Here is a 22,628-nt window from a genome sequence, read left to right as displayed (position 1 = left end):
TCGCGAGCCAGCCCGCCTCCCCATAAAAGCAAAACCGGGAGTCAGGCGGTTTGCGGCTTGTGTGAAACAAAACGCATCATCCACTCGGCAACCGTGCGCCCATGATGGTCTTGATCCAGGCTGGCGATGCCGGAGCTGTAGATCTGTTCGCCCAAATGCTCTTGGCGAAGGTCAAGCAGGGCGCGTGAATAGTCGTGGATAAACTCGGGATGCCCCTGGAAGCACAGCACCTGGTCGTTGATATGATAAGCGGCATACGGACAGAAATCGCTGGAGGCTATTACCGTGGCGTTCTCCGGCAAGGCCGTCACCTGGTCCTGGTGACTGATCAACAGTGTCAACTCTTCAACCACAGGGCTCATCCACGGTGCCTTGGCGGCCAATTTGTACTGATGGGTTCCGACGCCCCAGCCCTGCGTAGCGCGCTCGCTCTTACCGCCCAGCAGAAGCGCCAGCAATTGATGACCAAAACACACGCCGATCAACTTGTCGCCACGTTCGTAGCGGGTCAGCAAATAGGTTTTCAGGGGCTGGATCCATGGATCGGTGCCAAACGAGTCAGCTTTGCTGCCGGTTACCAGATAAGCATCAAAGACCTGGTCCTCAGACGGGTACTCGCCGTGCATCACGTTAAAAACACTGAAGTGTGCCGCGATAGGCTGCGTGGAGAACAGGCGCACGAACATTTGCCCGTAGCCCTGATATTGATCAACAAACTCTGGACGCAGAATGTCGGTTTCCAGAATGCAGATGCGTAGCGACATAAAAGTACCTGGCACGATAAAGGCGAAAGTAGTGATGGGAGCTCCATAGAGCCTGCCTTGAAAGAGTAATTCATGGCAAGTACTGAACGTAGTGGTCATCCCTTGAGCCTGAAGGCTGCAGGCTTATGCAGGGTAAAACGTGACTGTACAAAGCTCCCGGACGAACGGTAGGGCGCTAAGAAAATTGACGGTCAAAGAGCCCATTGCGTCTAGCAACGGGCTGACAGGGCGAGCCCGACAAACCTAATAGCGTTTTAGAAACCTACTGCACTTGAATGATGTGAAAGGGTTCTAAGCCATATCTTATGGGGGCTCTAAGGTTAAGCCTGTCGCCAAGGCCGCTTTGTATTCAAGGCGTAGTGATCTTGTCGCGGGCATTGTCGTTCAGGAATAACAAAAAAAGGCAGATAGCCATGTTTAAACATACGAAAGTACGTCAGGCCGGACTCATCCTCTTTGCTACCACCTTGCTGCTGATCTTGCCGAACTTGACCAAGGTCATCGGCTAAAGACTCGCCCAAATACCGAAGACGCGCACCTCCTGCGCGTCTTCGTCCGCTATACGTTGCGGGGGCTTTAATTGCCTGGCGCAAAAACAAGAACGGCCAGCCCTGAGGCCGGCCGCTAACCGATCGAACTCATATCAATTCAACAGGCCGCGCACCTCCTGCTTAACACCCCAACCTTCAATAATGCCACCTAGCGGCACCACGACAGCTTCAAAGTCCTGCTCGAAATCACCGATGCCACCATAGGTGGCGTACATCACTTTACTGAGTTCCAGGTACCACGCCCCGTCATCACGTACATTGATTTGTGCGTTCAGGGATTCACCACAAAATTTGCCTGCAGCTCTGCGCGCACGCTCCTCGTCCGGGAAGATCGCGTAAAACTCGATTGGGTGGATGCGTGAAAAATCAAAACCGCCTTCTTTCATGCGGCGCAGCACATAGCTGCTGAGGTCTTCTTGATGGGCTGTGCTCATGAAACGTCCTCCTCGCAATGGATAGACATTCAGCGCTCCCCTATCGGCAGCAGGTATGCCGTGACAAGGGGAGTAATAAGCATGTAGCGAACAAGATCAGAGCCAGTCGATTACTTCGCTGGTCTGGATGCAGAGTAGCTCCACGGTGCCGCGTCTGCCAAGGGGGTAATCCATGAATTTCAACAGGTTTTATGCGTACCACTGAAACCTGCACCCGGCGCCTGGACAGATGCGCTGTCCAGGACCAGGCATGCCCGGTTAAGCGTTATGGCTTTTCAGCGCGCTCTTTAAGCCCCTTGAGGGTATTGAACGGGGCATCGACCACAAACTTGTTGGCCAGCCAGGAAGGCACGCTGCCGCCAGGCTCGGTATGCACCTGGTACGTCACCTCGGTCAAGTTGTCGCCTTTAGGCACCAGCTTCCAGAAACCATTGACCTGAGCAACCCGCACAAAGCCCTTTTCTTCCGGGAGGTAGGTCGGCACGCCTTTCAGGGTGCGGGTCAAACTGCCGTCCGCACCTTGGGCAGTGGTCACCAGCAGCACCGAATCACGCGGGGTGACCGGCCAGGGTGTTTTGAACTGGGTGTAGGTCCAGCTCTGATCGCCTTCGTGCTTGAGCAATTTTTGCGATTGGCATTCATGAATCCAGGCGCAAGCGCCCGCCACGTCTTCCTGCAATTTGCTGACCTTGGCCAGCGGCGCCTTGATGGTCGTTACCCCCTGGTAAGCCTTGTACTGGGAGCCGGCGACTTCACTCAGCGACACCTTGATGCCGTCCTGATCCTTGGCGACTTTCCAGTCTTCGGCCTGGGCCACGCCCACCAGCAAAACACTCAAACCACATACCAATGCCACTCGATGCAACGAACCCATTGTCTTATTCCTTATTGTTGAAGGTCTGTTCACTGGTCATAAACGCACTATGCCGCGGTCATCTGCTCCCACCAACCGATCAGGTTAATGGCTTCTTCCCGGTCAGTGCCGCACACCTCGATGTCGGCCTTGAACTCGCCACAGACTGCAGGGCGTTGCGGCTGGCCGAACAAACCACACAAGTAGTCGACTGAAAGATGCAGGCAGCGTTCCCCGGCCGGCTTGCCGTTGGGCATGCCCGGCAGCGGTGTACTGATGGAAGGGGCAATGCAGCAAGCGCCACAGCCTTCACGGCAATTCATGACGTTAGCACCTCATTCGGGGCAAAGTGTGTTGATGACAAGGGATAGTACTCGCTGGAACAGGTGTTTGAAATTGACCGTTCAGCAGAATGTGCTGATAAATGACAGTGACTGAATAGTCAGTTTAGAAGCCTGTTTTTGAGCACTCGGCACTTATTGCTTGAATTCGAAATCCAGCGCAGCGCCTTCGATTTCGTTGTGACGGGCTTCGTTGCGCAATTGCAGGTTCATCTCATTGCTGAGCAAGCGCCCGTTGAGCTGAAAAGGGCTCTCTTCGGCGGGCTTCTCGCCAAACATATTCGGCAGCAGGGGTTTGTGAGCAGGCATAGGAATAGTGCCCAAAGGATGCAGTTGCTTGACCATCTCGGGAGGCAAGCGCAAATCGAGGTTCGCCGCAGGTAAACGCTTCTTGGCGATTTCATGGGCCGACTTGGATTTGGATGCAATGGGAGCACGCTTTTTGACCGGTGCCTTTTTCACACTGGCAGCAGGCTTGGCAGGCGAGTGGACAGATTGCGCCTCACTGGAGGTTGACAGCGGTTGTACCGGGGCCGCTGTCGCAACCACAGTATTGAGCGTACTCAACACGCCCACCAATAAAAGGCCAACACAATATGTCGCTCTCATAACTCCCACAGTTTTAACGATTCAGGTGCGTATGCTCGCGCTTTACGCACAGGGTGACAAGGTGATTATGGTCAAAATGCCATCCCCGCTACTGCCGAACTTCCACCGTACTGGCCTGCGGCTTCCTGGCAGAGCTGATTGGCAAGCATGCCAAGGGTCATCAGCGCCCGCTCGGCTTCCCGGTTCCAGGGTGTGGCACAGTTAAGCCGTATGCAGTGATTGAACTGCTCGGTATTACTGAAAATCAGCCCCGGCGCGATGCTGATACCTTGCTGCAGCGCCCGGACATGCAACTCCTGGGTGTTGACCCGGCCCGGCAAACTGACCCACAAGATAAAACCTCCGCTTGGACGGGACATCTGAGTACCTTCCGGAAAGTGCTGCTGAACGGCCAACTGGAACGCACTCAGGTTTTTTCGGTATTCCTGGCGGATGTAACGTAAATGGCGATCGTAACCACCGTTTTCAAGGTAAGCCGCTACCCCCATCTGCGTAACACTGCACGCCGAATGGGTGGTGAAGGTTTGCAGACGCTGGATTTCCTGCTGAAACTTGCCAGCGATCATCCAGCCGATACGCACGCCAGGTGACAAGGTTTTGGAAAAACTCGAGCAGTAAATCACCCGATCCAGGCGGTCATAGGCTTTCAACGCCTTGGTACGCCCGACCTCGAACATCAACTCGCCATAGATATCGTCTTCGACAATCTGGATATCAAAGTCGGAAGCCAGACGCAGCAGCTGCTTTTGCCGTTCCTCAGGCATGGTCCCTCCGAGCGGATTACTCAGGCGAGTGGTCAGTACCAATGCCTTGATCGACCATTGATTGGCCGCGAGTTGCAAGGCCTCAAGGCTCATGCCGGTCGCCGGATCGCTGGGGATCTCGATGACTTTCAAGCCCAGCAGGTCCGCCAGTTGCAGCAGCCCGTAGTAGGTGGGCGACTCGGCCGCGATGAGGTCTCCTGGGCGAGTCAGTACGCGCAACGACATTTGCAGGGCATCGACACAGCCGTGGGTGATGATGACTTCGGAAGGATCGATCACCACCCCGGCGTCACGCATGCGGATTGCCACTTGCCGACGTAGTGGCTCAAACCCCGGACTGAACATGTAGCTGAACGCCCGTGGGCTATGAAAACGCGTGACCTTGGCCAGTTGTTGATGCAAAGCCCGCACAGGCAAGTAATCGACACTGGGCACGGCCGCGCCCAGCGGGAATACGCCTTCGCGACGAGACTCAACCAATACCTGCTGGATGATGCTGCTGCGAGTGACCAGCCCCGGACGCTCTACACGGGCGATATCAGGAGTGGGTGCGGTCAATGCCGGGGTCTGGTGCACGTAATAACCAGACTGCGGCCGTGCCCGGATCAAACCCTGATCTTCAAGGTTGGCGTAAGCCTGCAACACCGTGGCATGGCTGACGTTCAGCTGAGAGCTCATCTTGCGCACCGAGGGCACACGCTCGCCCGGCTGATAAACGCCACGCCGGATATCCTCAGCCAACTGCTGAGCGATACGTTGATAGAGCAAAAGGTTGGTCATGGCGCCGCTCTCGATGTTCAAGCTTTATTATTGTGGAGAACAATACCGGAACAGTTTAGAAGTGTACGGGCACAGTTGTCACTTAACAAAGCCGTACAGGCCGTGTGCGGGGAGAACTGTATGGGTGCGGATAGTGCCGTTATGGGAGCGAGCAGGCTCGCTCCCACATCAGTCAAGTCATCCCTGTTTGTTAGCGCGCGGCGCCCAGTTGGCCTTTTTCGTCAGAAAAGACGATTTCAACACGGCGGTTCTGCGCACGACCGCGCTCTGTGGCATTTACGTCAACCGGGTATTGATCGCCATAACCTTCCACCAGGATTCGCTTCTCGTCGATACCCAGATCGACCAGCACATCCGCCACGGCCTGCGCGCGATCACGGGACAGCTTGAGGTTGTCTTCCTTACCCCCGGTGCTGTCGGTGTAGCCCTCGATTCGCACAACGCGCTTGGGGTTCAGTTGCAGGAACTGCACCAGCTTGAGCACCGTACGATTGGCCGAGTTTTTCAAATCGGCTTCGCCCGTATCGAACAACACGTCCCCCAGGGTCATGACCAAACCACGGTCAGTCTGAGTGGTGGCCAGGCTGATAATTTGCTCTTCCAGCCATTGGCCCTGTTGCTGAACGCTCAACAACTTGGCTTCACGCAAGGCCAGTTGCAGGCGCTGACGTTCCAGTTCGAGCTTGGCCGCACGCTCTTCGTTGAGCACCTGCTGCGTGTGCTCGCGGGCAATTTCACTGTAACGCTGGCTCAAATAGGCGTAATGCGCAACGTCTTCGCCACTGCCCCAATAGCTGGACAAACGGTCAGCGCGGGCCAGGGACTCACCGGCGCGAATCACGTCCTTGGGGGCGATGCGCAGCACATTAGTGTCTTCCTTGACGGTCTGAAAATCAGTGCTGGCCTGTTGCAAGGCCTGCTCGCTGTTGTGATGCCCTGCGCACCCGGTCAGGCCGACGCAACCCGCTACTAGCACACCCATGAAAGCTCTGGACTTGAGGCTCATTGCGCCTCCGCCAGTTGTTTGCGCAAGCGCGAAATACGGGTATTGAGCACGTTCAGTTGTTCCTGGCTTTTTTGCGTCAGCACGCGAGCTTCAGCTAATCGGGCATCAAGCTCGGCTTGTTCGGCTTGCATGCGCGCGTCTTTAAAGGATTCATCTGCCATATCAGCCAGCGCTTGGGCCAGCTTGTCTTCGGCTTGTTTCAGTTCAGCCATATCATCGGCTGTGGCACCCACAGCCCTGGCTTGCTCCAGAGCCTGTTCGGTCAAACGCAATTGTTCATTCGGCGCAGGATCGGCTGCACACCCCGCCAGAGCCAGAACGGCCAGGGCAGCGAAAATAGGTCGAATTGTCACTAGGGATTCCTACTGTTTTGGGGCGCTGAGCGGTTGTAGCAACTGGGCTTTCCACCGCTCTAGATTGCGTTGCAATGCCGCCTCGGTCAGGCCGGACGCGGGCAATTCTGTCATCTTTTTGGCGAGCTGTCCGCGCAACCACGGCTCATTGCAGGCCGAGTCATGGGAAATCGCCAAAAACAGCCCAGGCTGATCAATCGGCTGTGGATGCGCCAGCAGATCATCGGCAATGCCCAGGGTTTGCGCAGTGGCCGTACCGGAATAGCGACCGGCCAGTACGTATTCGGCCTGGCCGAGCAGCAATTTCTGGAAGGCCTGGGTCAGGCCGGGCAGACGTTCCAGAGTGAGCTGATGCTGAGCGAACTCATTGAACGTTTCGCTTAATCGGGATTTTTCGGAGAAGGCGCCCGTATACCCATGCAAGTCGGCAGGTGTTTCGTAGACCAGGGTTGAGTCCTTGCGGGTCCACACCAGATAGTCGTTACGCACTAAGGGCGGGTGGATGTAGTCGAACGACGAGAGCCCGCTGACCGTTAGCGGGGCATCCAGCAGCATGTCCATGCGCCCGGCGCGCACTTCGTCCTGAGCCTGGGCGCGCTTGCCACCGTAGAGCACTTCAACCTTGATCCCTAGTTCCTGGCCCGCCTGCTGTATGAGGTCGGCACTGGTGCCGATCAAGTGCGCAGGGTCGGCTGGATCGCGCCACAGGTAAGGTGGTGCATCGGGACTGCCAGTAACGATCAGGCGCTCACACTTGCCCGCAGCTTCTGACAACAGCGGCAATAACGCCAACCCCACCAGCAACCTGCTCAGCTGACGCACATCCATAGCCCTACGCTCCACACACACTATTGAGACCCACAAAAAAACCCGGTCACTCAGGCCATGAAGACGATGCCAGGCACTGAGTGCCCCGCCCTTCTCCACAGCCCGGATGACCGGGCTCTTTATAAGTGAAGCAACTGGATTAAACCAGCTTCTCCAGCTCAGGTACGGCTTCGAACAAGTCCGCTACCAGGCCGTAATCAGCCACCTGGAAGATCGGTGCTTCTTCGTCCTTGTTGATCGCAACGATCACCTTGGAGTCTTTCATGCCGGCCAGATGCTGGATCGCGCCGGAAATCCCCACCGCGATGTACAGCTGTGGCGCAACGATCTTGCCGGTCTGACCGACCTGCATGTCGTTAGGCACAAAACCTGCGTCAACGGCTGCGCGAGAAGCGCCAACAGCAGCGCCCAGCTTGTCAGCCAGGGTGTAAAGCAGTTTGAAATTGTCGCCGTTCTGCATGCCGCGACCGCCCGAAACGACGATTTTGGCTGCGGTCAGCTCAGGACGGTCCGACTTGGCCAGTTCTTCACCCACGAACGACGAAGTCCCTGCATCGTGAACCGCTGCAACCGCTTCAACCGCTGCCGAACCACCTTCTGCAGCCACCGGGTCGAAACCGGTCGCACGTACGGTGATCACTTTTACCGGCGCAGTGGACTGCACGGTAGCAATGGCGTTACCGGCATAGATCGGGCGCGTGAAGGTGTCAGCGCTGATGACCGAAACGATCTCGGAGATCTGATCCACGTCCAACTGCGCAGCAACGCGCGGCAGGATGTTTTTGCCGTTGGAGGTAGCAGCCGCCAGGATGTGGCTGTAACCGGCACCCAGCTCAGCGACAAGAGGCGCCACGTTTTCAGGCAACTGATGGGCGTAAGCCGCGTTGTCGGCGACCAGTACTTTAGCCACGCCAGCGATTTTAGCGGCGGCTTCGGCTACTGCGCCAATGCCCTGGCCTGCAACCAGAACGTGGATGTCGCCACCGATTTTAGCGGCAGCAGCCACGGTATTCAGCGTGGCCGGGGCCAGTGCTTTGCCGTCGTGTTCTGCGATTACCAAGATAGTCATGTTTAGATTACCTTCGCTTCGTTTTTCAGTTTCTCGACCAGTTCAGCCACCGACTTGACCTTGATACCCGCGCTGCGAGCAGCCGGTGCTTCAACTTTCAGGGTCTTGTTGGTCGAAGCTGTCGAAACGCCCAACGCATCTGGCGTCAGCACTTCAAGCGGCTTCTTTTTGGCCTTCATGATGTTTGGCAGGGACGCATAACGCGGCTCGTTCAAACGCAGGTCGGTGGTGATGATCGCCGGCAAGCTCAGCGAAACAGTTTGCGCACCGCCGTCTACTTCACGGGTCACTGCAACCTTGTCGCCTGCCACTTCAACTTTGGAAGCGAAGGTGCCCTGACCGAAACCGGTCAGCGCGGCCAGCATCTGGCCAGTCTGGTTGTTGTCGCTGTCGATGGCCTGTTTGCCCAGGATCACCAGCTGAGGCTGTTCCTTGTCGACAACGGCCTTGAGCAGCTTGGCCACGGCCAGCGAGGTCAGATCTTCGGCGGACTCGACGAGAATGGCGCGATCTGCACCCAGTGCCAGCGCGGTACGCAGCTGTTCCTGAGCAGTGGTCGGGCCGATGGAGACGACGACGATTTCAGTCGCAACACCTTTTTCTTTCAGGCGTACGGCTTCTTCCACAGCGATTTCGCAGAAGGGGTTCATCGACATCTTGACGTTGGCGAGGTCAACGCCGGAGTTGTCCGCTTTGACGCGAACTTTAACGTTGTAATCGACCACTCGTTTGACAGCTACAAGAACCTTCATGGATTCCTCGTTACTCTCCGGTGAAAAGAAAGTCGCCTAGGCGAACCTGGCGGTTGATGCTCATTGGCACAAGGGCACCTCCAAAGATCGTTGCCTTCATTATTAGAAGAGACGAGTGCCAGTCCTTCTCTTGCGACCGTTTGTCCGATGTGACTAACAAGTCATACACCGAAAGGACGTGTAAACTCCGCTCAAAAAATGGCAGGCTCCTACAGGCTTGTGCCTATGCCCTGTCTTTAGAGGTGCTCTTGAAACCAACAATCAGCCTACGGCGAGCGCAAAACCGCCCGTATCTTGACCGGAACGCCATTTGCGGTCAATACAGCAAATTGGCCAGTTTTGAGCCGCGCGTCTTTGATTTATCTGGCTTGCAGCGGATTCAAACAAACGTTTGTATTGGACGCTGCTAGTGGTGTAGATATAATGCCCGCCCATCAGAGAGAGCGGTGCATCATCCATTGCGTCTTCAACCTCGAGGTAGAGGGAATAATGGATGAAGTGCCAAACCTCCAATTAGAAAAATACCGTTGAGCCTTGAGTAGGAGATAGCCTGTGGAACGCGAGTACATGGAATTCGACGTGGTCATCGTCGGCGCCGGCCCTGCCGGTTTGTCCGCCGCCTGCCGCTTAAAGCAGAAGGCCGCCGAAGCCGGTAAAGAAATCAGCGTCTGCGTGGTTGAAAAAGGCTCCGAAGTCGGTGCTCACATTCTGTCTGGTGCTGTTTTCGAACCTCGCGCCTTGAACGAATTGTTCCCGGACTGGAAAGAACTGGGCGCACCGCTCAATACTCCAGTAACCCGCGACGATATCTATGTACTGCGCAGCGACAGCACCGCGACCAAGGTGCCTGACCTGTTTGTGCCTAAAACCATGCACAACGAAGGCAACTACATCATCTCGCTGGGCAACCTGTGCCGCTGGCTGGCGCAACAGGCCGAGAACCTGGGCGTAGAAATCTACCCCGGCTTTGCGGCTCAAGAAGTCCTGTTCGACGAAAACAATGTGGTTCGCGGGATCATCACTGGTGATCTGGGCGTTGACCGTGAAGGCAACCCCAAAGAAGGCCTGTACACCCCGGGGATGGAACTGCGCGGCAAGTACACCCTGTTCGCTGAAGGCTGCCGCGGCCACCTTGGCAAACAACTGATCGAGCGCTTCAAACTCGACAGCGACGCCGATAGCCAGCACTACGGCATCGGCCTGAAAGAAATCTGGGAAATCGACCCCGCCAAACATCAGCCAGGCCTGGTAGTTCACACTGCTGGCTGGCCGCTGGACATCATCAGCAGCGAAAACACCGGCGGTTCTTTCCTGTATCACCTGGAAAACAACCAGGTAGTGGTCGGCCTGATCGTTGACCTGTCTTACAGCAACACCTTCCTGTCGCCGTTCGACGAGTTCCAGCGCCTCAAGCATCACCCGGTGCTCAAGCAATACCTCGAAGGTGGCAAACGCATCAGCTACGGCGCCCGCGCCCTGGCCAAAGGCGGTTTGAACTCCCTGCCAAAAATGGTCTTCAACGGCGGTGCACTGATCGGTTGCGATCTGGGCACCATGAACGTGGCCAAGATCAAGGGCAGCCACACTGCAATGAAATCCGGCATGCTCGCAGCAGACGCCGTGGCCGATTCATTGCTGGCGGACTCCGAAGGCGGCGACGCACTCAACACCTACGTTGAAGCCTTCAAAGCCAGCTGGCTGTTCGACGAACTGTTCGCCAGCCGTAACTTCGGCCCGGCGATGCACAAGTTCGGCCCGATCATGGGCGCGGGTTTCAACTGGATGGATCAGAACATCTTCGGCGGCAAACTGCCGTTCACCCTGCACGACACCAAGCCAGACTATGCGTGCTTGAAGCAGGCCAAGGACTGCAAGAAGATCGACTACCCGAAACCCGACGGCAAGCTGAGCTTCGACAAGCTCAGCTCGGTGTTCATCTCCAGCACTAACCATGAAGAAGAGCAGCCGTGCCACCTCAAGCTGCGCGACCCGAGCATTCCGATCAGCGTTAACTTGCCGCTCTACGACGAGCCGGCACAGCGCTACTGCCCGGCGGGCGTGTACGAAGTGATCACTCAGGAAAGCGGCGAAAAGCGCTTCCAGATCAACTCGCAAAACTGCGTTCACTGCAAAACCTGCGACATCAAAGACCCGTCGCAGAACATCACCTGGGTGACCCCGGAAGGTGGCGGCGGCCCGACTTACCCGAACATGTAAGTCAAAAAGGCTCCTTCGGGAGCCTTTTTTATTGCCCCAGGATTTGTGGGAGCGGGCTTGCTCGCGATGGGATCGCCCAGGTTTGCCTGACAGACTGCGCTGCGCGCATCGCGAGCAAGCCCGCTCCCACAACACGCCCGTCACACCGGCTGGCTAGCACCCCACCCCTTCATGCCCCGGACTGCGCTCAAAGTAGCGTTTGTACTCGCGACTGAACTGCGAGGTACTTTGATAGCCCACACGCTCCGCCACCTGCGCTACACCCAGCCCCTCACTCAATAACAACTGCTGTGCCCGTAACAGACGCAACCGCTTGAGGTACTGCACTGGCGACAGCAAGGTGCTGCGTTTGAAGTGTTCGTGAAAGGTGGATGCACTCATGTTCGCGCAACGGGCCAGGGTTTCGACATTGAGCGGCTGCGCAAAGTGTTCATGCAAATAACTCAACGATGCCGCCACCCGTGCAAACTGCCCTTGCTGTTCGACCAATGCCCGTAGCACTCCCGCCTGCGGTCCGCGCAATGCTGCGAACAGCACTTCGCGCAGCCGCGCCTGGCCCATGATCCGACACTCCAGCGGGTCATGCAGGCAACGCAGCAGGCGCTCGACGGCATGGCGCATATCATCATCCAGCACCGCCGAAGTCATCGACTCCGGCGTCTGCGCCACGGCATTGCGGTCAGGGGCCAGGCCCATCGCCAGCACCAACTCCCCCAGCACCGCGCGATCAATACTGATCGCCACGCCCAATAGCGGCATCTCCTCACAGGCGAAAGTTTCACACTCAAAAGGCACCGATAGCGCCTGCACCAGATAATGCCCCGCACCGTATTCCATCGTGCGCTGCCCCAGATAGGCCAACTTACTGCCTTGGGCAATCACCATTAGGCTAGGCTCATAAATCTGCGGCATCCGGGCCACTTCCCGGCACGCAGAAACGACCCGGACTTCAGGCAACAAGGTGGACACAAAACCGGTTTGTGTCGCCAGCGGTTCGATCAGAGACACCAGCATGGCGTTCTCATCCCGATGACGGGTCAAAAGCATGGAGAAATTTTCACAAGAGGAATAGACAGCCGCATCTTCGCAGAATTGGTCAATAAAGCGACAGAAGACCCGTTACTCCGGAGTATTAGGCATGACAGACGGAGGAATCGTCATAGTCCTGCAAAGCATCCAGGCGCAAAATCGCCCCCTCTACACAGTCAACGTTTCGCGAGGTTCTCATGTCCACTGTCACTTATAACGCTATCGGTTACGCCGCTCAGAACGCCAAGGCCCCTCTGGCGCCTATGCAGTTCAACCGTCGCGCGCCCCGCCCGGACGACGTCGCTATCGAAGTGCTGTACTGCGGCGTTTGCCACTCCGACATCCACCAGGCACGCAATGATTGGGGCTTCGCGACTTACCCCCTGATGCCCGGCCATGAAATCGTCGGCAAGGTGACGGCCATTGGCGACAAAGTTACCAAGCACAAGGTCGGCGATCTGGTCGGCGTGGGCTGCATGGTCGATTCGTGTCGCACCTGCTCGGCCTGCAAGGAAGATCTGGAGCAATACTGCCTGGAAGGCATGACCCAAACCTACGCCAGCCCGGACCGCATTGACGGCACGCTGACCATGGGCGGTTACTCGAGCAATATGGTGGTCAGCGAGCATTTCGTGCTGAGCATCCCGAAAAACCTCGACCCGGCCAGCGCCGCACCGCTGCTGTGCGCCGGCATCACCACCTACTCGCCACTGGTTCATTACGGTGTTGAGCCGGGCGACAAGGTCGGGATCCTCGGCATGGGTGGCCTGGGCCACATGGGCATCAAGTTCGCCAAGGCCATGGGCGCTGAAGTGACGCTGTTCACCCGCTCCCAGGCCAAGGCTGAAGAAGCTTACCGTCAAGGTGCCGACCACGTGATCGTGTCCACCGATGCCGAACAGATGAAAGCCGCTGCGGGCACCTTCAACTTCCTGCTGGACACCATTCCGGTGCCGCACGACCTGAACCCGTACCTCGAGACCCTGGCGTATGACGGTGTGCATATCCTGGTGGGTCTGATCGAACCCGTTGAGCCAGCCCTGAACGCCTTCAACCTGGTATTCAAGCGCCGCGTACTGGCCGGTTCGCTGATCGGTGGCATTGCCGAAACTCAGGAAATGCTCAATTTCAGCGCCGAGCACGGGATTACGTGCGACATCGAAATGCTCGACATCAAAAACATCAACGAAGCCTTTGAACGCGTCGTTAAAGGCGACGTGAAATACCGTTTTGTGATCGACATGAAAACGCTGAAAGCCTAAGCACCGGCTTTTTGTGGGAGCGAGCTGGCTCGCTCCCACCGTTGTGTGCAGTCCACTTACCCGCCCAACTCAGCCGATATCTGTTGCGCAGCATGGGTAATAACCGGGATCAACCCGGACATTTTCTCGTGGGGCATATACGGCACAGTGCTGGCGATACTGATAGCTGCGACGATCTGGCCGCTGGCATCACGTATGGGCGCAGCCACACAACGAATCGACGGTTCGTTGTCTTCCAGATCAAACGCGTACCCACCCGCCACATAGTTGCGCATACGCTCCTCGAACTGCTCCCACGACGGCTCCTGATGATCGGGCCACAACGGATTTTTGCCGCCCGCCCCCTGACCGGCTTCATACAGCCGCCGCCATTCGTCCACAGATGCATCCAGCAACATGGCCTTGCCGATGCCCGTGCGTGCCATCACCATCCGATGCCCTACCCGCGAACGCATCTCCGGGCCATTTCGCCCCGGATTCTTGTGCAGGTACAGCACCTCATCACCCTCACGCACCGCCAAATGAATGGTATCGCCGGTCAACGCTGACAATTGATCCAGATACGGCTCGGCCAGCGTCACCAACGGCAACTCTTCCCGCGCCTGAAAGCCCAGCTCGATCAGCTTGGGCCCCAGCAAATACCCCACCTTGGGCAACACCCGCAAATAACGCTCATCCACCAGGCAACTGGCCAGACGATGGGTGGTGCTGCGCGTGGTCCCGATCACCCGGGCGATGTCCTTTAGGTCACGCGCACCATTGGCCACGGCCTGAACCACCGCCAGGCCGCGGAGCAAGGTTTGAGTACCGGTCGGAGCGATTTTCGTGGAGTCGTCCTGCATAGCCAGCCTTTCCATTGATAGGTGAGAACCGGGCAGCATTATGGTCGCCCGGCTGACTGACGGCTACAGTTCGATCCGCTCGACCTTGCCCACCAGCAAGATGTAGGACAGTGCTCCCAGCAGCGCCAGCACCGAAATATAGGTGATTGCCGGGGCAAACGAATCGCCGGTGGCCAAAAAGCCAATCACGATGGGCGTGGTAATCGCCGACAGGTTACCGATCAAATTAAATACCCCGCCGGTAAGCCCCAGCAGCCGCGCCGGTGCCAGGGTGGACACCAGGGACCAGGTAATCGACGCCAGCCCGTTGCCGAAAAACGCCAGCGCCAGAAACGCAATTACCAACGGCGTGGAGTCGACAAAGTTGGCGCCGATGATCGAGGTCGAAATGAGCAACCCGCCAATGATCGGCAACTTGCGGGCAAAGCCCACCGAGTAACCGCGACGAATCAACCAGTCAGAAAAGAACCCGGAACACAGCACACCCACAAACGCCGCCAGAAACGGCAACGAAGCCAGCAAACCGGACTTGATAAAGTCCATGCCGCGGTATTTCACCAGGTACGTGGGGAACCATGTCAGGAAAAACCACAGCGTCGAGTTCAGGCAGAACTGCCCCAGATAAATGCCCCACAACTTGCGTTTGGTGAGCACGATGCCCAGGTCCAGCCAACTGAACGCAGCCTTGCGCTTGGCGGTTTGGCTCTGGATATCCACCAGCCCGCCCCCCTCGGCGATCAAGTCGATTTCCGCCTGATTGACGCCCTTGAAGTCCCGGGGCTCGCGGTACACCGCGTACCAGATAGCCGCCCAGATAATCCCCACTACACCGGTGCTGACAAACACCATGTGCCAGCCCCAGTGATGCTGCAACCAGGCCAGTACCGGAGTCAGAAACGCCAGGCCGACAAACTGCCCTGAGGTGTAAAAGCCGATCGCCGTGGCGCGCTCACGCTCAGGAAACCAGGTGGTTACCACCCGGCTGTTGATCGGGTACGCGGGGGCTTCCAACGCACCCACTGCCATGCGCAAAACGAACAGGGCGATAAAGCTCGCGGCAAAGCCGAGCATCACCGTGGCCACCGACCACAGCAGCAAGGCGACGCTGTAGAGAATGCGCGGTGGTACCCGATCCACCAGCCAGCCGCCGGGGATTTGCATGGCGGCGTAGGTCCAGCCGAACGCCGAGAAAATCAGCCCCACATGCACCGGGTCCAGCCCCAGGTCGGTGGTCAGTGCGGGGGCGGCAATCGACAGGTTGCTACGGTCCAGGTAGTTGATCACCACGGTGATGAACAACAGCACCATGATGAAAAAACGCTTACGGCTAGGCGCCACTAAAATCGCGGGCGCGACAGTGCTTGCAGATGACATGGGCATGCCTCTTTCTTATGTTTATTGAGGTCGTTTACAACGTGGGAGCGAGCCTGCTCGCGATTGCCTCATCCCGGTATTGCAGTCATACCGGGTTGGCAAATTCGCGAGCAGGCTCGCTCCCACCACTCACCACTCGGCAAAACTGCCGTCGGCATGACGCCAGATCGGGTTGCGCCAGCGGTGGCCGATCAATGCACGCTCCTGCACGTACTCTTCATTGATCTCGATGCCCAGGCCCGGACCGTTGGGGATTTTTACAAAGCCTTTGTCGTAATCGAATACCGCCGGGTCTTTGACGTAGTCCAGCAGGTCGTTGCTTTCGTTGTAATGGATGCCCAGGCTTTGTTCCTGGATAAAGGCGTTGTAGCAGACGGCATCCAGCTGCAGGCACGCCGCCAGTGCAATCGGCCCCAGCGGGCAGTGCAAGGCCAGGGCCACGTCATACGCCTCGGCCATGTTGGCAATTTTGCGGGTTTCAGTGATCCCGCCCGCATGTGACGCATCCGGCTGGATGATGTCGACATAACCTTCGCTCAGCACCCGCTTGAAATCCCAACGTGAAAACAGCCGCTCGCCCAGGGCAATCGGTGTACTGGTCAGCGGCGCCAGCTCCTTGAGCGCTTCGTAGTTTTCGCTCAGTACCGGCTCTTCGATAAACATCAGCTTGTACGCGTCCAGCTCCTTCATCAGGATCTTGGCCATTGGCTTATGGACACGGCCATGGAAATCCACACCGATACCGACATTGGGGCCCACCGCATCACGCACCGCTGCCACGTTGGCCAGTGCCAGATCGACCTTTTCAAAGCTGTCGACAAATTGCAGCTCTTCGGTGCCGTTCATTTTTATCGCGGTAAAACCCCGGCTGACGGCTTCTTTGGCTGCTCGGGCGGTGTCGGCCGGGCGATCGCCACCGATCCACGAATAGACCCGGATCTTGTCCCGCACCTGGCCACCCAGCAGGTCGCTGACCGACACCCCCAGCGCCTTGCCCTTGATGTCCCACAGGGCCTGGTCGATACCGGCCAGGGCGCTCATGTGTACCGCCCCGCCACGGTAAAAACCGCCGCGGTAGAGCACGGTCCAGATGTCTTCGATGTTGCGCGGGTCTTTGCCGATCAAGTAGTCCGACAATTCATCCACCGCAGTGGCCACGGTGTGGGCGCGACCTTCGACCACGGGCTCACCCCAGCCGGTCACGCCTTCATCGGTTTCGATCTTCAGGAACAACCAGCGCGGCGGAACCAGGTAAGTGGTGAGTTTGGTAATTTTCATCGTGTTCTCTCTCTTGTTCGATGGGGCGCTACGGCGCCAGTCAGTTAGCCTGACGCCGGGCATTCCAGGCGTGCACGTAGGCCTTGGCGTTAACCGCCACTTGAGCAGGGCTCATCCCGGGCTTGAACAGGCCGGAGCCCAACCCAAAACCGGACACCCCGGCATCGACAAACACTTGCATGTTGTCCGGGGTTATCCCGCCAACCGGGATCAGCAACGTACCTGCTGGCAACACGGCCAGCCAGGCCTTGACCACCGCCGGCCCCATTTGCTCGGCAGGAAACATTTTCAGCACATCGGCACCTTCGGCCAGCGCAGCAAAAGCTTCGGTGGGCGTGGCGACACCCGGCGACAGGTACAAGCCGGCCGCCTTGGCCGCACGCAGCACGTCAGGGTCACTGTGGGGCATGACAATCACCTGCCCGCCCGCAGCCTTGACCTGTTCGACCTGTTCGGGCGTCAGCACCGTGCCTGCGCCCACCAGGCAATCGGCAGGCAGGCTGTCGCGCAAAATGCGGATGCTTTGATAGGGCTCAGGGGAGTTCAACGGGACTTCCAGGGTGCGAAAGCCTTCGTCATACAGCACCTTGCCAATGGCCTGCGCCTCTTGTGGCCGCAGCCCCCGCAGGATGGCGATCAACCCGTTTTTTGCCAGTGCTTGCTTGAGCATCTCAGGCCTCCAGATGAGTGTGTTGGAGCAACCCGGCCGCCTGGGCCAAGTGCCATAAACCTTGCTCGGTCGCCTGCTCTGCCAGGCTCACATCGGCGAACCCGCAAGCACCCAGTGCACGTCGGTAGCGTTCACAGAGTTGCGAGTTGCCAATCAAAATGATCGCTGGCAGCGGTTGCCCGCCGCGGCGTCGACGCAGCACATTGCCCAGCGCGACCAGCTCATGGCCGATCAGCAGACCGGACACGTAGTCGGGTTGCTGCACTGGGCTCAGTTGTCCGGTAAGGCTCAGGGTGCGTGCGCTGAACAGCGTCGACAGCGGGCCACGTTCGCCGTCCGGCGACAGTGCCACCTGTACGCCACGGTCGAATGCGGCCGCGTCGAACTGTTCGGCCTGCTGCTGGGTACGACCCAGAATCGTGTGTTCGCAGACGGCGGCGTACAACTCGCCGGTCATGAACGTATCGAAATGCACCAGACAGCCGTCCTGCACTTGCACCCATTTGGAATGGCTGCCTGGCAGGCCGATCAAACAATCATTGAGATGGGGATGGGTTTGCAGGACGCCCAGTACCTGGGTTTCTTCGCCGCGCATCACGTTGGGCAGCGTTGAGTGCTGGATCACGCCCGGCACGATATGGACCTCAACACCGCGCACGCTGCGCACCGTCTGCAAGGCTGTGCTCAAGGCGCCGAGGCTGGCCGGTGTCTCGCGGTAAGCCGCTTCGTGCCACCCTTGGGCGCTGCCGACCATGCCGCAGGCAATGACCGCAATACCGGGATTGTCTTGCAGCCAGTCAGCGCAAGCCTCGTCGAACGCCAGCTCAAAACCGTCAGCGCACCAGTGATCTGCAATCAACCGGGGCGTGTTGGGTAGCTGCATGATCCCGCAGGCCAGCGAGCGCATTTTCAGCACCTGCCCGGCGGGACCGAGTAAATAAGCACGAAGGGAGGTTGTACCCCAATCGAGCGCGATCAATTGCGCCTGCATCGCTTCACCTGTTTTGTTTTTAGCAGTGAATGCTGTGAATCAGTGCAGGCGACTATAAACCGCAAGCGCCACAAATCTCAATATATAAATATGCATCTCATATATAGGGATTAAATGAGTAGCTATAGGTAGCAGCTACCGAAGGAACGAGGCAGCGTCCGGCGTGATGCGGCACCCCGACGAAGCTGCTGTAGAGTCAGGCAACGCGGTGTTTCAGTTAATTCGCGCACCCAGGTTTTACGACGGCTGCGCCGCCGGACGCAGCCTCGTTCCTTCGGCAGCTGCTACGGATTCAGCGTTGCTTCAAGCGATCGATCACCACCGCCAGCAACAGGATCGAGCCGCGAATGACGTACTGGTAAAACGTGTCGATGTTCTTCAAGTTCATCGCATTCTCGATAATGGCCAGAATCAACACCCCGGCGATCACGTGGCGGATCATTCCCACCCCGCCGCTCAGCGACACACCGCCCAATACGCAGGCCGAGATCACGGTCAGCTCAAACCCCTGGCCAATCATCGGCTGGCCTGAAGTCATCCGTGACGCGAGGATCACCCCGGCCAATGCACCGATCAGCCCGTGGACAGCGAAGATGATGATTTTGGTGCGATCAACATTGACCCCCGCCAGCAGTGCCGCTTCCGGGTTGCCACCAATGGCCATGGTGTTGCGCCCATAGGTGGTGTAGTTGAGCAACCAGCCGAAAAACAGGAAGCACACAATGGTGATCAGGATCGGCACAGGTACGCCGAACAATTGGCCGTTGCCAAACACGAAGAAGGGCTCCTGAGACACCCCCACCGCCTTGCCGTTGGCAAAGATATAGGCCAGGCCACGCACAATTTGCATGGTCGCCAGCGTGGTAATCAACGCATTGACCCGCAGCTTGGCGATGACTATCCCGTTGATCAGGCCAACTAACAGCCCCATCCCCAACGCAGCACTCACACCCAGAAAAACGCTGTCGGTGTCACGCATGACCACCGCAGCCACAACTCCGGAACAGGCGATGACCGATCCCACGGACAAGTCGAAATGACCCGATGCCAGGCAATAAAGCATGGTGCAGGCGGCAATCCCCGTCGTGGAAATCGCCAGCCCCAGCCCCCGCATGTTCAATGGCGACAAGAAGTTGTCGATCAGCAAAGTACAGAGCAGGAAGATCGCCAGCGCCGCCAGCAACATGACCCAGTCGTCGAGAAAGCGGCGCATGTCCAGAGGTTTACGCCCAGGTGGCAGTGACGTGTTTTGAATTGTCATGGATACCTCTCAATAGATCACGCCTTCAGCCGCGCTGGCGGGGTAAGGCCATCTGCAACAGATTGGATTCATTGGCCCGGTCACGGGGCAGCTCGCCACATACCGCACCTTCACACAGCACCAGAATGCGATCGCTGATACCCAGCACTTCCATCAGGTCGCTGGACACCACGATGACCGCAATGCCACTGGCCGCCAGGGTATGGATGATCTGGTAGATCTCGGCCTTGGCGCCGATATCGATGCCTCGCGTCGGCTCGTCGAGCAGCAGCACCTTCATGGGCATCGACAACCAACGCCCAAGAATGGCCTTTTGCTGATTGCCGCCGGACAGGTACATCATTTTTTGCGACGCACCGGGGGTCTTCACTTTCAGCGCCTTGATCTGCTTGTCGGCATTGGCGCGCTCCCACTTGCCACGCAACAGAAAACCCAGGGTCGAATGGGTACCACGGGCACTGATGTTGATGTTCTCGGCGACGCTGGCGAGCGGGATGATGCCCTCTTTCTTGCGGTCTTCCGGGCACAGCAACACCCCGGCGCCAATCGCATCACGGGGCGACTGCAACTTAAGCTCAGTGCCCTGCAACTCAAGGCGACCGGCGCTGCAGCGGGTCAACCCGCCAAGCAGGCGCAACAACTCGGTACGCCCCGCCCCCACCAGCCCGAACAGGCCGAGTATCTCGCCTTTGCGCACCTCGAAACTCACCGGCTCACGCAGGCCCGGGCCGAGTAAACCCTCGACTTTAAGTGCCACCTCGCCATGCTCCCGAGGTCGATAGTCATAGATATCCTGAATATCGCGACCGACCATGCACGTCACTAACTGGTCGTGGCTCAAGTCGCTCATCTGCTCGAAGGTGCGCACGTAGCGTCCGTCCTTGAACACCGTGACCGCATCACAGATCCGGAACACTTCCTCCATGCGATGGGAGACGTAGAGCACCACTTTTCCTTCGTCCCGCAGGCGGGTGATGATTGTCATCAACCGATCGATCTCGCGGGCCGAAAGGCTGCTGGTGGGCTCGTCGAAGGCAATCACATGGGCGCCACGGGACAGTGCCTTGGCGATTTCCACCAATTGACGCTGCCCCAGTGAAAGGCGTGCGACTTTCTCCTGCGGATCAATTTCATCCGCCAGGCCCTTGAGCAACTCCAGCGCCTGCTGGCGCAACAAGCGGCGATTGATCAGGCCAAAACGCGCAGGCAAATGCCCCAGAAACAGGTTCTCGGCCACGGTCATTTCCGGCACCAAATGCAGCTCCTGATGGATCACAGCGACCCCGCTGGCGATACTTTCAGCCGTGGATTTAAAGGTCAGTTCCTGCTCGCCGATCTGCAAATGACCGCTGCTGGGCTGAAAGGCGCCACCCAGAATCTTTAACAGGGTTGATTTACCGGCACCGTTCTCGCCCATCAGCGCATGAACCTGCCCCGGATGAGCGACAAAGCTGATATTGGCAAGCGCCTGCACGCCAGGAAACTGCTTGCCGATTGCGCTGAACCGCAGGCAGGCGCCAGCATCCGTGAGCGCGTTCAATTCCATAGACCGATCTTGGTCAGCTCTTCCTGGAAGTTGTCACGGGTAATCAACGTCACCTCATCCATCGCGGTGTACAGGGGCGGTTCTTTGCCCTCGGTGATCCACTCAAACATCATGGTCGCCGTCTTGTAGCCTTCGATATGCGGGCTGGGGAGCATCGAACCGAAAAAGCCGCTGTTGGCCTTTTTCAACTCGCCAATGGCGTCGGTGCCATTGATGCCGATGCCGATGACATTGGCGGGCGCAAACCCGGCACTTTCCGTGGCACGCACTCCGCCGAGCACTGTGCTGTCGTTCATCCCGCCGATGATCAGGTTTTTCGCACCACCGGGCAGTTTGACCAGCGCCGAGTTGGTGGCGTCCATGCTGCCGGGTACGTCGAGGGTTTTTAGCGCCGAGTACAGGATGTGATCGTCTGGCAAACCCGCGTCTTTCAAGGATTTGACCGAGCCATCAGTCCGCTTTTTAGCCGTGTCCAGCTCATTGAACGTGTTGATAACCGCATAGGTGTCTTTCCAGTCCCAGTTGCGGTTTTTGGCTTCAGTGACCATCGCACTGCCCTGCTTCTGGCCAACTTCGAACGCTGCCATGCCCAGGTACGGCACCTCTTCCATAAACGTGCCGCTGGCATCGACAAAGCGGTCATCCACGGCGATCACTTTCAAGCCGTTAAGCTTGGCCTTCGCCATGATCGCAGGGCCAAGGCCCACATCCGGCGGGCAGATCACAAAGCCCTGAGCGCCGTTGGCAGCCAGGCTGTCGATGGCAGATAAGGTCTTCTCGCCATCGGGCACGGCGATTTTGATCAAGGTAAAGCCTTTGTCTTTGGCGGCTTTTTCAGCGAAGGCCCATTCGGTCTGGAACCAGGGCTCCTCCGCCTGCTTGACCAAAAAGCCGATCTTCACCGGGTCGCCCGCCTGCAGCCCACTGCTGAGACTCAAGGCGGTCGCGGCCAGGGCCGCACAACACAGGGAACGGATACCGAGACGACGTTTCATGGATGACTCCTTGTTTTTATTGTTAACGGTCTGCAGAACCTGTTGCGTCCAGACACGCA

The 22,628-nt window shown here is 57.9% G+C and carries 23 protein-coding genes; 2 read left to right on the top strand and 21 right to left on the bottom strand.

The features are described 5' to 3' along the window. Positions 1–41 precede the first annotated feature (41 nt). The 12 genes from RGV06_RS21205 to RGV06_RS21150 form a co-directional block, all read right to left on the bottom strand. Entirely contained in the window at positions 42–764 is a 723-nt protein-coding gene (locus RGV06_RS21205) for an amidotransferase (RefSeq protein ID WP_322151204.1), read from the bottom strand. Positions 765–1,407: 643 nt separating this feature from the next. After that, positions 1,408–1,749 (bottom strand): ribonuclease E inhibitor RraB, encoded by a 342-nt coding sequence (locus RGV06_RS21200; RefSeq protein WP_019827425.1) that lies wholly within the window; start codon positions 1,747–1,749, stop codon positions 1,408–1,410. Between the two features lie 265 nt (positions 1,750–2,014). Beyond that, the gene (locus tag RGV06_RS21195; protein ID WP_019827424.1) at positions 2,015–2,623 is read right to left on the bottom strand and encodes an START domain-containing protein; all 609 of its coding nucleotides are present in this window, start codon (positions 2,621–2,623) and stop codon (positions 2,015–2,017) included. Positions 2,624–2,670: 47 nt separating this feature from the next. Then, positions 2,671–2,925, bottom strand: coding sequence for a YkgJ family cysteine cluster protein (locus tag RGV06_RS21190; RefSeq protein WP_019827423.1), 255 nt, complete (start codon positions 2,923–2,925; stop codon positions 2,671–2,673). A 153-nt stretch (positions 2,926–3,078) separates the two neighbouring features. Continuing rightward, positions 3,079–3,552, bottom strand: coding sequence for a hypothetical protein (locus tag RGV06_RS21185; protein WP_037032642.1), 474 nt, complete (start codon positions 3,550–3,552; stop codon positions 3,079–3,081). A gap of 71 nt (positions 3,553–3,623) precedes the next feature. Next, on the bottom strand, positions 3,624–5,096 hold the full coding sequence (locus RGV06_RS21180) for a PLP-dependent aminotransferase family protein (RefSeq protein WP_019827421.1): 1,473 nt from the start codon (positions 5,094–5,096) through the stop codon (positions 3,624–3,626). A 190-nt stretch (positions 5,097–5,286) separates the two neighbouring features. After that, complete coding sequence (locus RGV06_RS21175) at positions 5,287–6,102, bottom strand: OmpA family protein (RefSeq protein ID WP_019827420.1); 816 nt, start codon at positions 6,100–6,102, stop codon at positions 5,287–5,289. Continuing rightward, positions 6,099–6,455: a DUF4398 domain-containing protein gene (locus RGV06_RS21170; RefSeq protein ID WP_019827419.1), complete on the bottom strand. Its 357-nt coding sequence runs from the start codon at positions 6,453–6,455 to the stop codon at positions 6,099–6,101. Before RGV06_RS21170 ends, RGV06_RS21175 begins: the two co-directional genes overlap by 4 nt. Before the next feature lie 9 nt (positions 6,456–6,464). Next, positions 6,465–7,283 (bottom strand): substrate-binding periplasmic protein, encoded by an 819-nt coding sequence (locus RGV06_RS21165; protein ID WP_322151201.1) that lies wholly within the window; start codon positions 7,281–7,283, stop codon positions 6,465–6,467. A gap of 139 nt (positions 7,284–7,422) precedes the next feature. Continuing rightward, entirely contained in the window at positions 7,423–8,352 is a 930-nt protein-coding gene (locus RGV06_RS21160) for an electron transfer flavoprotein subunit alpha/FixB family protein (RefSeq protein ID WP_048350891.1), read from the bottom strand. 2 nt (positions 8,353–8,354) lie between these two features. Beyond that, positions 8,355–9,104: an electron transfer flavoprotein subunit beta/FixA family protein gene (locus RGV06_RS21155; RefSeq protein WP_046809636.1), complete on the bottom strand. Its 750-nt coding sequence runs from the start codon at positions 9,102–9,104 to the stop codon at positions 8,355–8,357. A 261-nt stretch (positions 9,105–9,365) separates the two neighbouring features. Then, positions 9,366–9,563 (bottom strand): hypothetical protein, encoded by a 198-nt coding sequence (locus tag RGV06_RS21150; RefSeq protein WP_131690213.1) that lies wholly within the window; start codon positions 9,561–9,563, stop codon positions 9,366–9,368. A gap of 93 nt (positions 9,564–9,656) precedes the next feature. On the opposite strand from RGV06_RS21150, the gene RGV06_RS21145 reads away from it, so the two are divergent. Continuing rightward, on the top strand, positions 9,657–11,321 hold the full coding sequence (locus RGV06_RS21145; protein WP_019827963.1) for an electron transfer flavoprotein-ubiquinone oxidoreductase: 1,665 nt from the start codon (positions 9,657–9,659) through the stop codon (positions 11,319–11,321). 153 nt (positions 11,322–11,474) lie between these two features. Here the strand turns inward: RGV06_RS21145 and RGV06_RS21140 are convergent, their stop codons facing one another. Further along, on the bottom strand, positions 11,475–12,368 hold the full coding sequence (locus tag RGV06_RS21140; protein ID WP_037032660.1) for an AraC family transcriptional regulator: 894 nt from the start codon (positions 12,366–12,368) through the stop codon (positions 11,475–11,477). A 179-nt stretch (positions 12,369–12,547) separates the two neighbouring features. On the opposite strand from RGV06_RS21140, the gene RGV06_RS21135 reads away from it, so the two are divergent. Beyond that, entirely contained in the window at positions 12,548–13,612 is a 1,065-nt protein-coding gene (locus RGV06_RS21135; protein ID WP_019827961.1) for an NAD(P)-dependent alcohol dehydrogenase, read from the top strand. Positions 13,613–13,668: 56 nt separating this feature from the next. Here the strand turns inward: RGV06_RS21135 and RGV06_RS21130 are convergent, their stop codons facing one another. From RGV06_RS21130 to RGV06_RS21095, 8 genes are all read right to left on the bottom strand, one after another. Beyond that, a complete protein-coding gene (locus tag RGV06_RS21130; protein WP_019827960.1) occupies positions 13,669–14,454 on the bottom strand; it encodes an IclR family transcriptional regulator in 786 nt (261 codons plus the stop codon). 63 nt (positions 14,455–14,517) lie between these two features. Further along, positions 14,518–15,828, bottom strand: a complete 1,311-nt coding sequence (locus RGV06_RS21125; RefSeq protein WP_019827959.1) for an MFS transporter — start codon at positions 15,826–15,828, stop codon at positions 14,518–14,520. Between the two features lie 129 nt (positions 15,829–15,957). Continuing rightward, positions 15,958–17,106 (bottom strand): galactonate dehydratase, encoded by a 1,149-nt coding sequence (dgoD, locus tag RGV06_RS21120; RefSeq protein WP_019827958.1) that lies wholly within the window; start codon positions 17,104–17,106, stop codon positions 15,958–15,960. 40 nt (positions 17,107–17,146) lie between these two features. Further along, positions 17,147–17,776, bottom strand: a complete 630-nt coding sequence (locus RGV06_RS21115) for a 2-dehydro-3-deoxy-6-phosphogalactonate aldolase (protein ID WP_046809633.1) — start codon at positions 17,774–17,776, stop codon at positions 17,147–17,149. A 1-nt stretch (position 17,777) separates the two neighbouring features. Then, positions 17,778–18,767, bottom strand: a complete 990-nt coding sequence (locus RGV06_RS21110; protein WP_019827956.1) for a 2-dehydro-3-deoxygalactonokinase — start codon at positions 18,765–18,767, stop codon at positions 17,778–17,780. 292 nt (positions 18,768–19,059) lie between these two features. Next, positions 19,060–20,028, bottom strand: a complete 969-nt coding sequence (gene araH / locus RGV06_RS21105) for an L-arabinose ABC transporter permease AraH (protein WP_322151193.1) — start codon at positions 20,026–20,028, stop codon at positions 19,060–19,062. A gap of 25 nt (positions 20,029–20,053) precedes the next feature. Then, the gene (gene araG / locus RGV06_RS21100) at positions 20,054–21,574 is read right to left on the bottom strand and encodes an L-arabinose ABC transporter ATP-binding protein AraG (RefSeq protein ID WP_322151191.1); all 1,521 of its coding nucleotides are present in this window, start codon (positions 21,572–21,574) and stop codon (positions 20,054–20,056) included. Beyond that, positions 21,565–22,569 carry a substrate-binding domain-containing protein gene (locus tag RGV06_RS21095; RefSeq protein ID WP_019827953.1) on the bottom strand — a complete coding sequence of 335 codons (1,005 nt, stop codon included), beginning with the start codon at positions 22,567–22,569 and terminating at the stop codon, positions 21,565–21,567. The genes araG and RGV06_RS21095 overlap by 10 nt, the downstream gene beginning before the upstream one ends. Between the last annotated feature and the right edge of the window lie 59 nt (positions 22,570–22,628).

The organism is Pseudomonas sp. CCI3.1 (genome assembly GCF_034313985.1).
Classification (GTDB): Bacteria; Pseudomonadota; Gammaproteobacteria; order Pseudomonadales; family Pseudomonadaceae; genus Aquipseudomonas; species Aquipseudomonas psychrophila.
The sequence above is the reverse complement of the archived record's forward strand: the minus strand, read 5'-3'. Positions and strand labels throughout refer to the sequence as shown.

Bases quoted from the DNA above. Each gene is read 5' to 3' on its own strand.
- RGV06_RS21205 (WP_322151204.1), bottom strand. From the start codon at position 764: ATGTCGCTACGCATCTGCATTCTGGAAACCGACATTCTGCGTCCAGAG.
- RGV06_RS21200 (WP_019827425.1), bottom strand. From the start codon at position 1,749: ATGAGCACAGCCCATCAAGAAGACCTCAGCAGCTATGTGCTGCGCCGC.
- RGV06_RS21195 (WP_019827424.1), bottom strand. From the start codon at position 2,623: ATGGGTTCGTTGCATCGAGTGGCATTGGTATGTGGTTTGAGTGTTTTG.
- RGV06_RS21190 (WP_019827423.1), bottom strand. From the start codon at position 2,925: ATGAATTGCCGTGAAGGCTGTGGCGCTTGCTGCATTGCCCCTTCCATC.
- RGV06_RS21185 (WP_037032642.1), bottom strand. From the start codon at position 3,552: ATGAGAGCGACATATTGTGTTGGCCTTTTATTGGTGGGCGTGTTGAGT.
- RGV06_RS21180 (WP_019827421.1), bottom strand. From the start codon at position 5,096: ATGACCAACCTTTTGCTCTATCAACGTATCGCTCAGCAGTTGGCTGAG.
- RGV06_RS21175 (WP_019827420.1), bottom strand. From the start codon at position 6,102: ATGAGCCTCAAGTCCAGAGCTTTCATGGGTGTGCTAGTAGCGGGTTGC.
- RGV06_RS21165 (WP_322151201.1), bottom strand. From the start codon at position 7,283: ATGGATGTGCGTCAGCTGAGCAGGTTGCTGGTGGGGTTGGCGTTATTG.
- RGV06_RS21160 (WP_048350891.1), bottom strand. From the start codon at position 8,352: ATGACTATCTTGGTAATCGCAGAACACGACGGCAAAGCACTGGCCCCG.
- RGV06_RS21155 (WP_046809636.1), bottom strand. From the start codon at position 9,104: ATGAAGGTTCTTGTAGCTGTCAAACGAGTGGTCGATTACAACGTTAAA.
- RGV06_RS21150 (WP_131690213.1), bottom strand. From the start codon at position 9,563: ATGGATGATGCACCGCTCTCTCTGATGGGCGGGCATTATATCTACACC.
- RGV06_RS21140 (WP_037032660.1), bottom strand. From the start codon at position 12,368: ATGCTTTTGACCCGTCATCGGGATGAGAACGCCATGCTGGTGTCTCTG.
- RGV06_RS21135 (WP_019827961.1), top strand. From the start codon at position 12,548: ATGTCCACTGTCACTTATAACGCTATCGGTTACGCCGCTCAGAACGCC.
- RGV06_RS21130 (WP_019827960.1), bottom strand. From the start codon at position 14,454: ATGCAGGACGACTCCACGAAAATCGCTCCGACCGGTACTCAAACCTTG.
- RGV06_RS21125 (WP_019827959.1), bottom strand. From the start codon at position 15,828: ATGTCATCTGCAAGCACTGTCGCGCCCGCGATTTTAGTGGCGCCTAGC.
- dgoD (WP_019827958.1), bottom strand. From the start codon at position 17,106: ATGAAAATTACCAAACTCACCACTTACCTGGTTCCGCCGCGCTGGTTG.
- RGV06_RS21115 (WP_046809633.1), bottom strand. From the start codon at position 17,776: ATGCTCAAGCAAGCACTGGCAAAAAACGGGTTGATCGCCATCCTGCGG.
- RGV06_RS21110 (WP_019827956.1), bottom strand. From the start codon at position 18,767: ATGCAGGCGCAATTGATCGCGCTCGATTGGGGTACAACCTCCCTTCGT.
- araH (WP_322151193.1), bottom strand. From the start codon at position 20,028: ATGACAATTCAAAACACGTCACTGCCACCTGGGCGTAAACCTCTGGAC.
- araG (WP_322151191.1), bottom strand. From the start codon at position 21,574: ATGGAATTGAACGCGCTCACGGATGCTGGCGCCTGCCTGCGGTTCAGC.
- RGV06_RS21095 (WP_019827953.1), bottom strand. From the start codon at position 22,569: ATGAAACGTCGTCTCGGTATCCGTTCCCTGTGTTGTGCGGCCCTGGCC.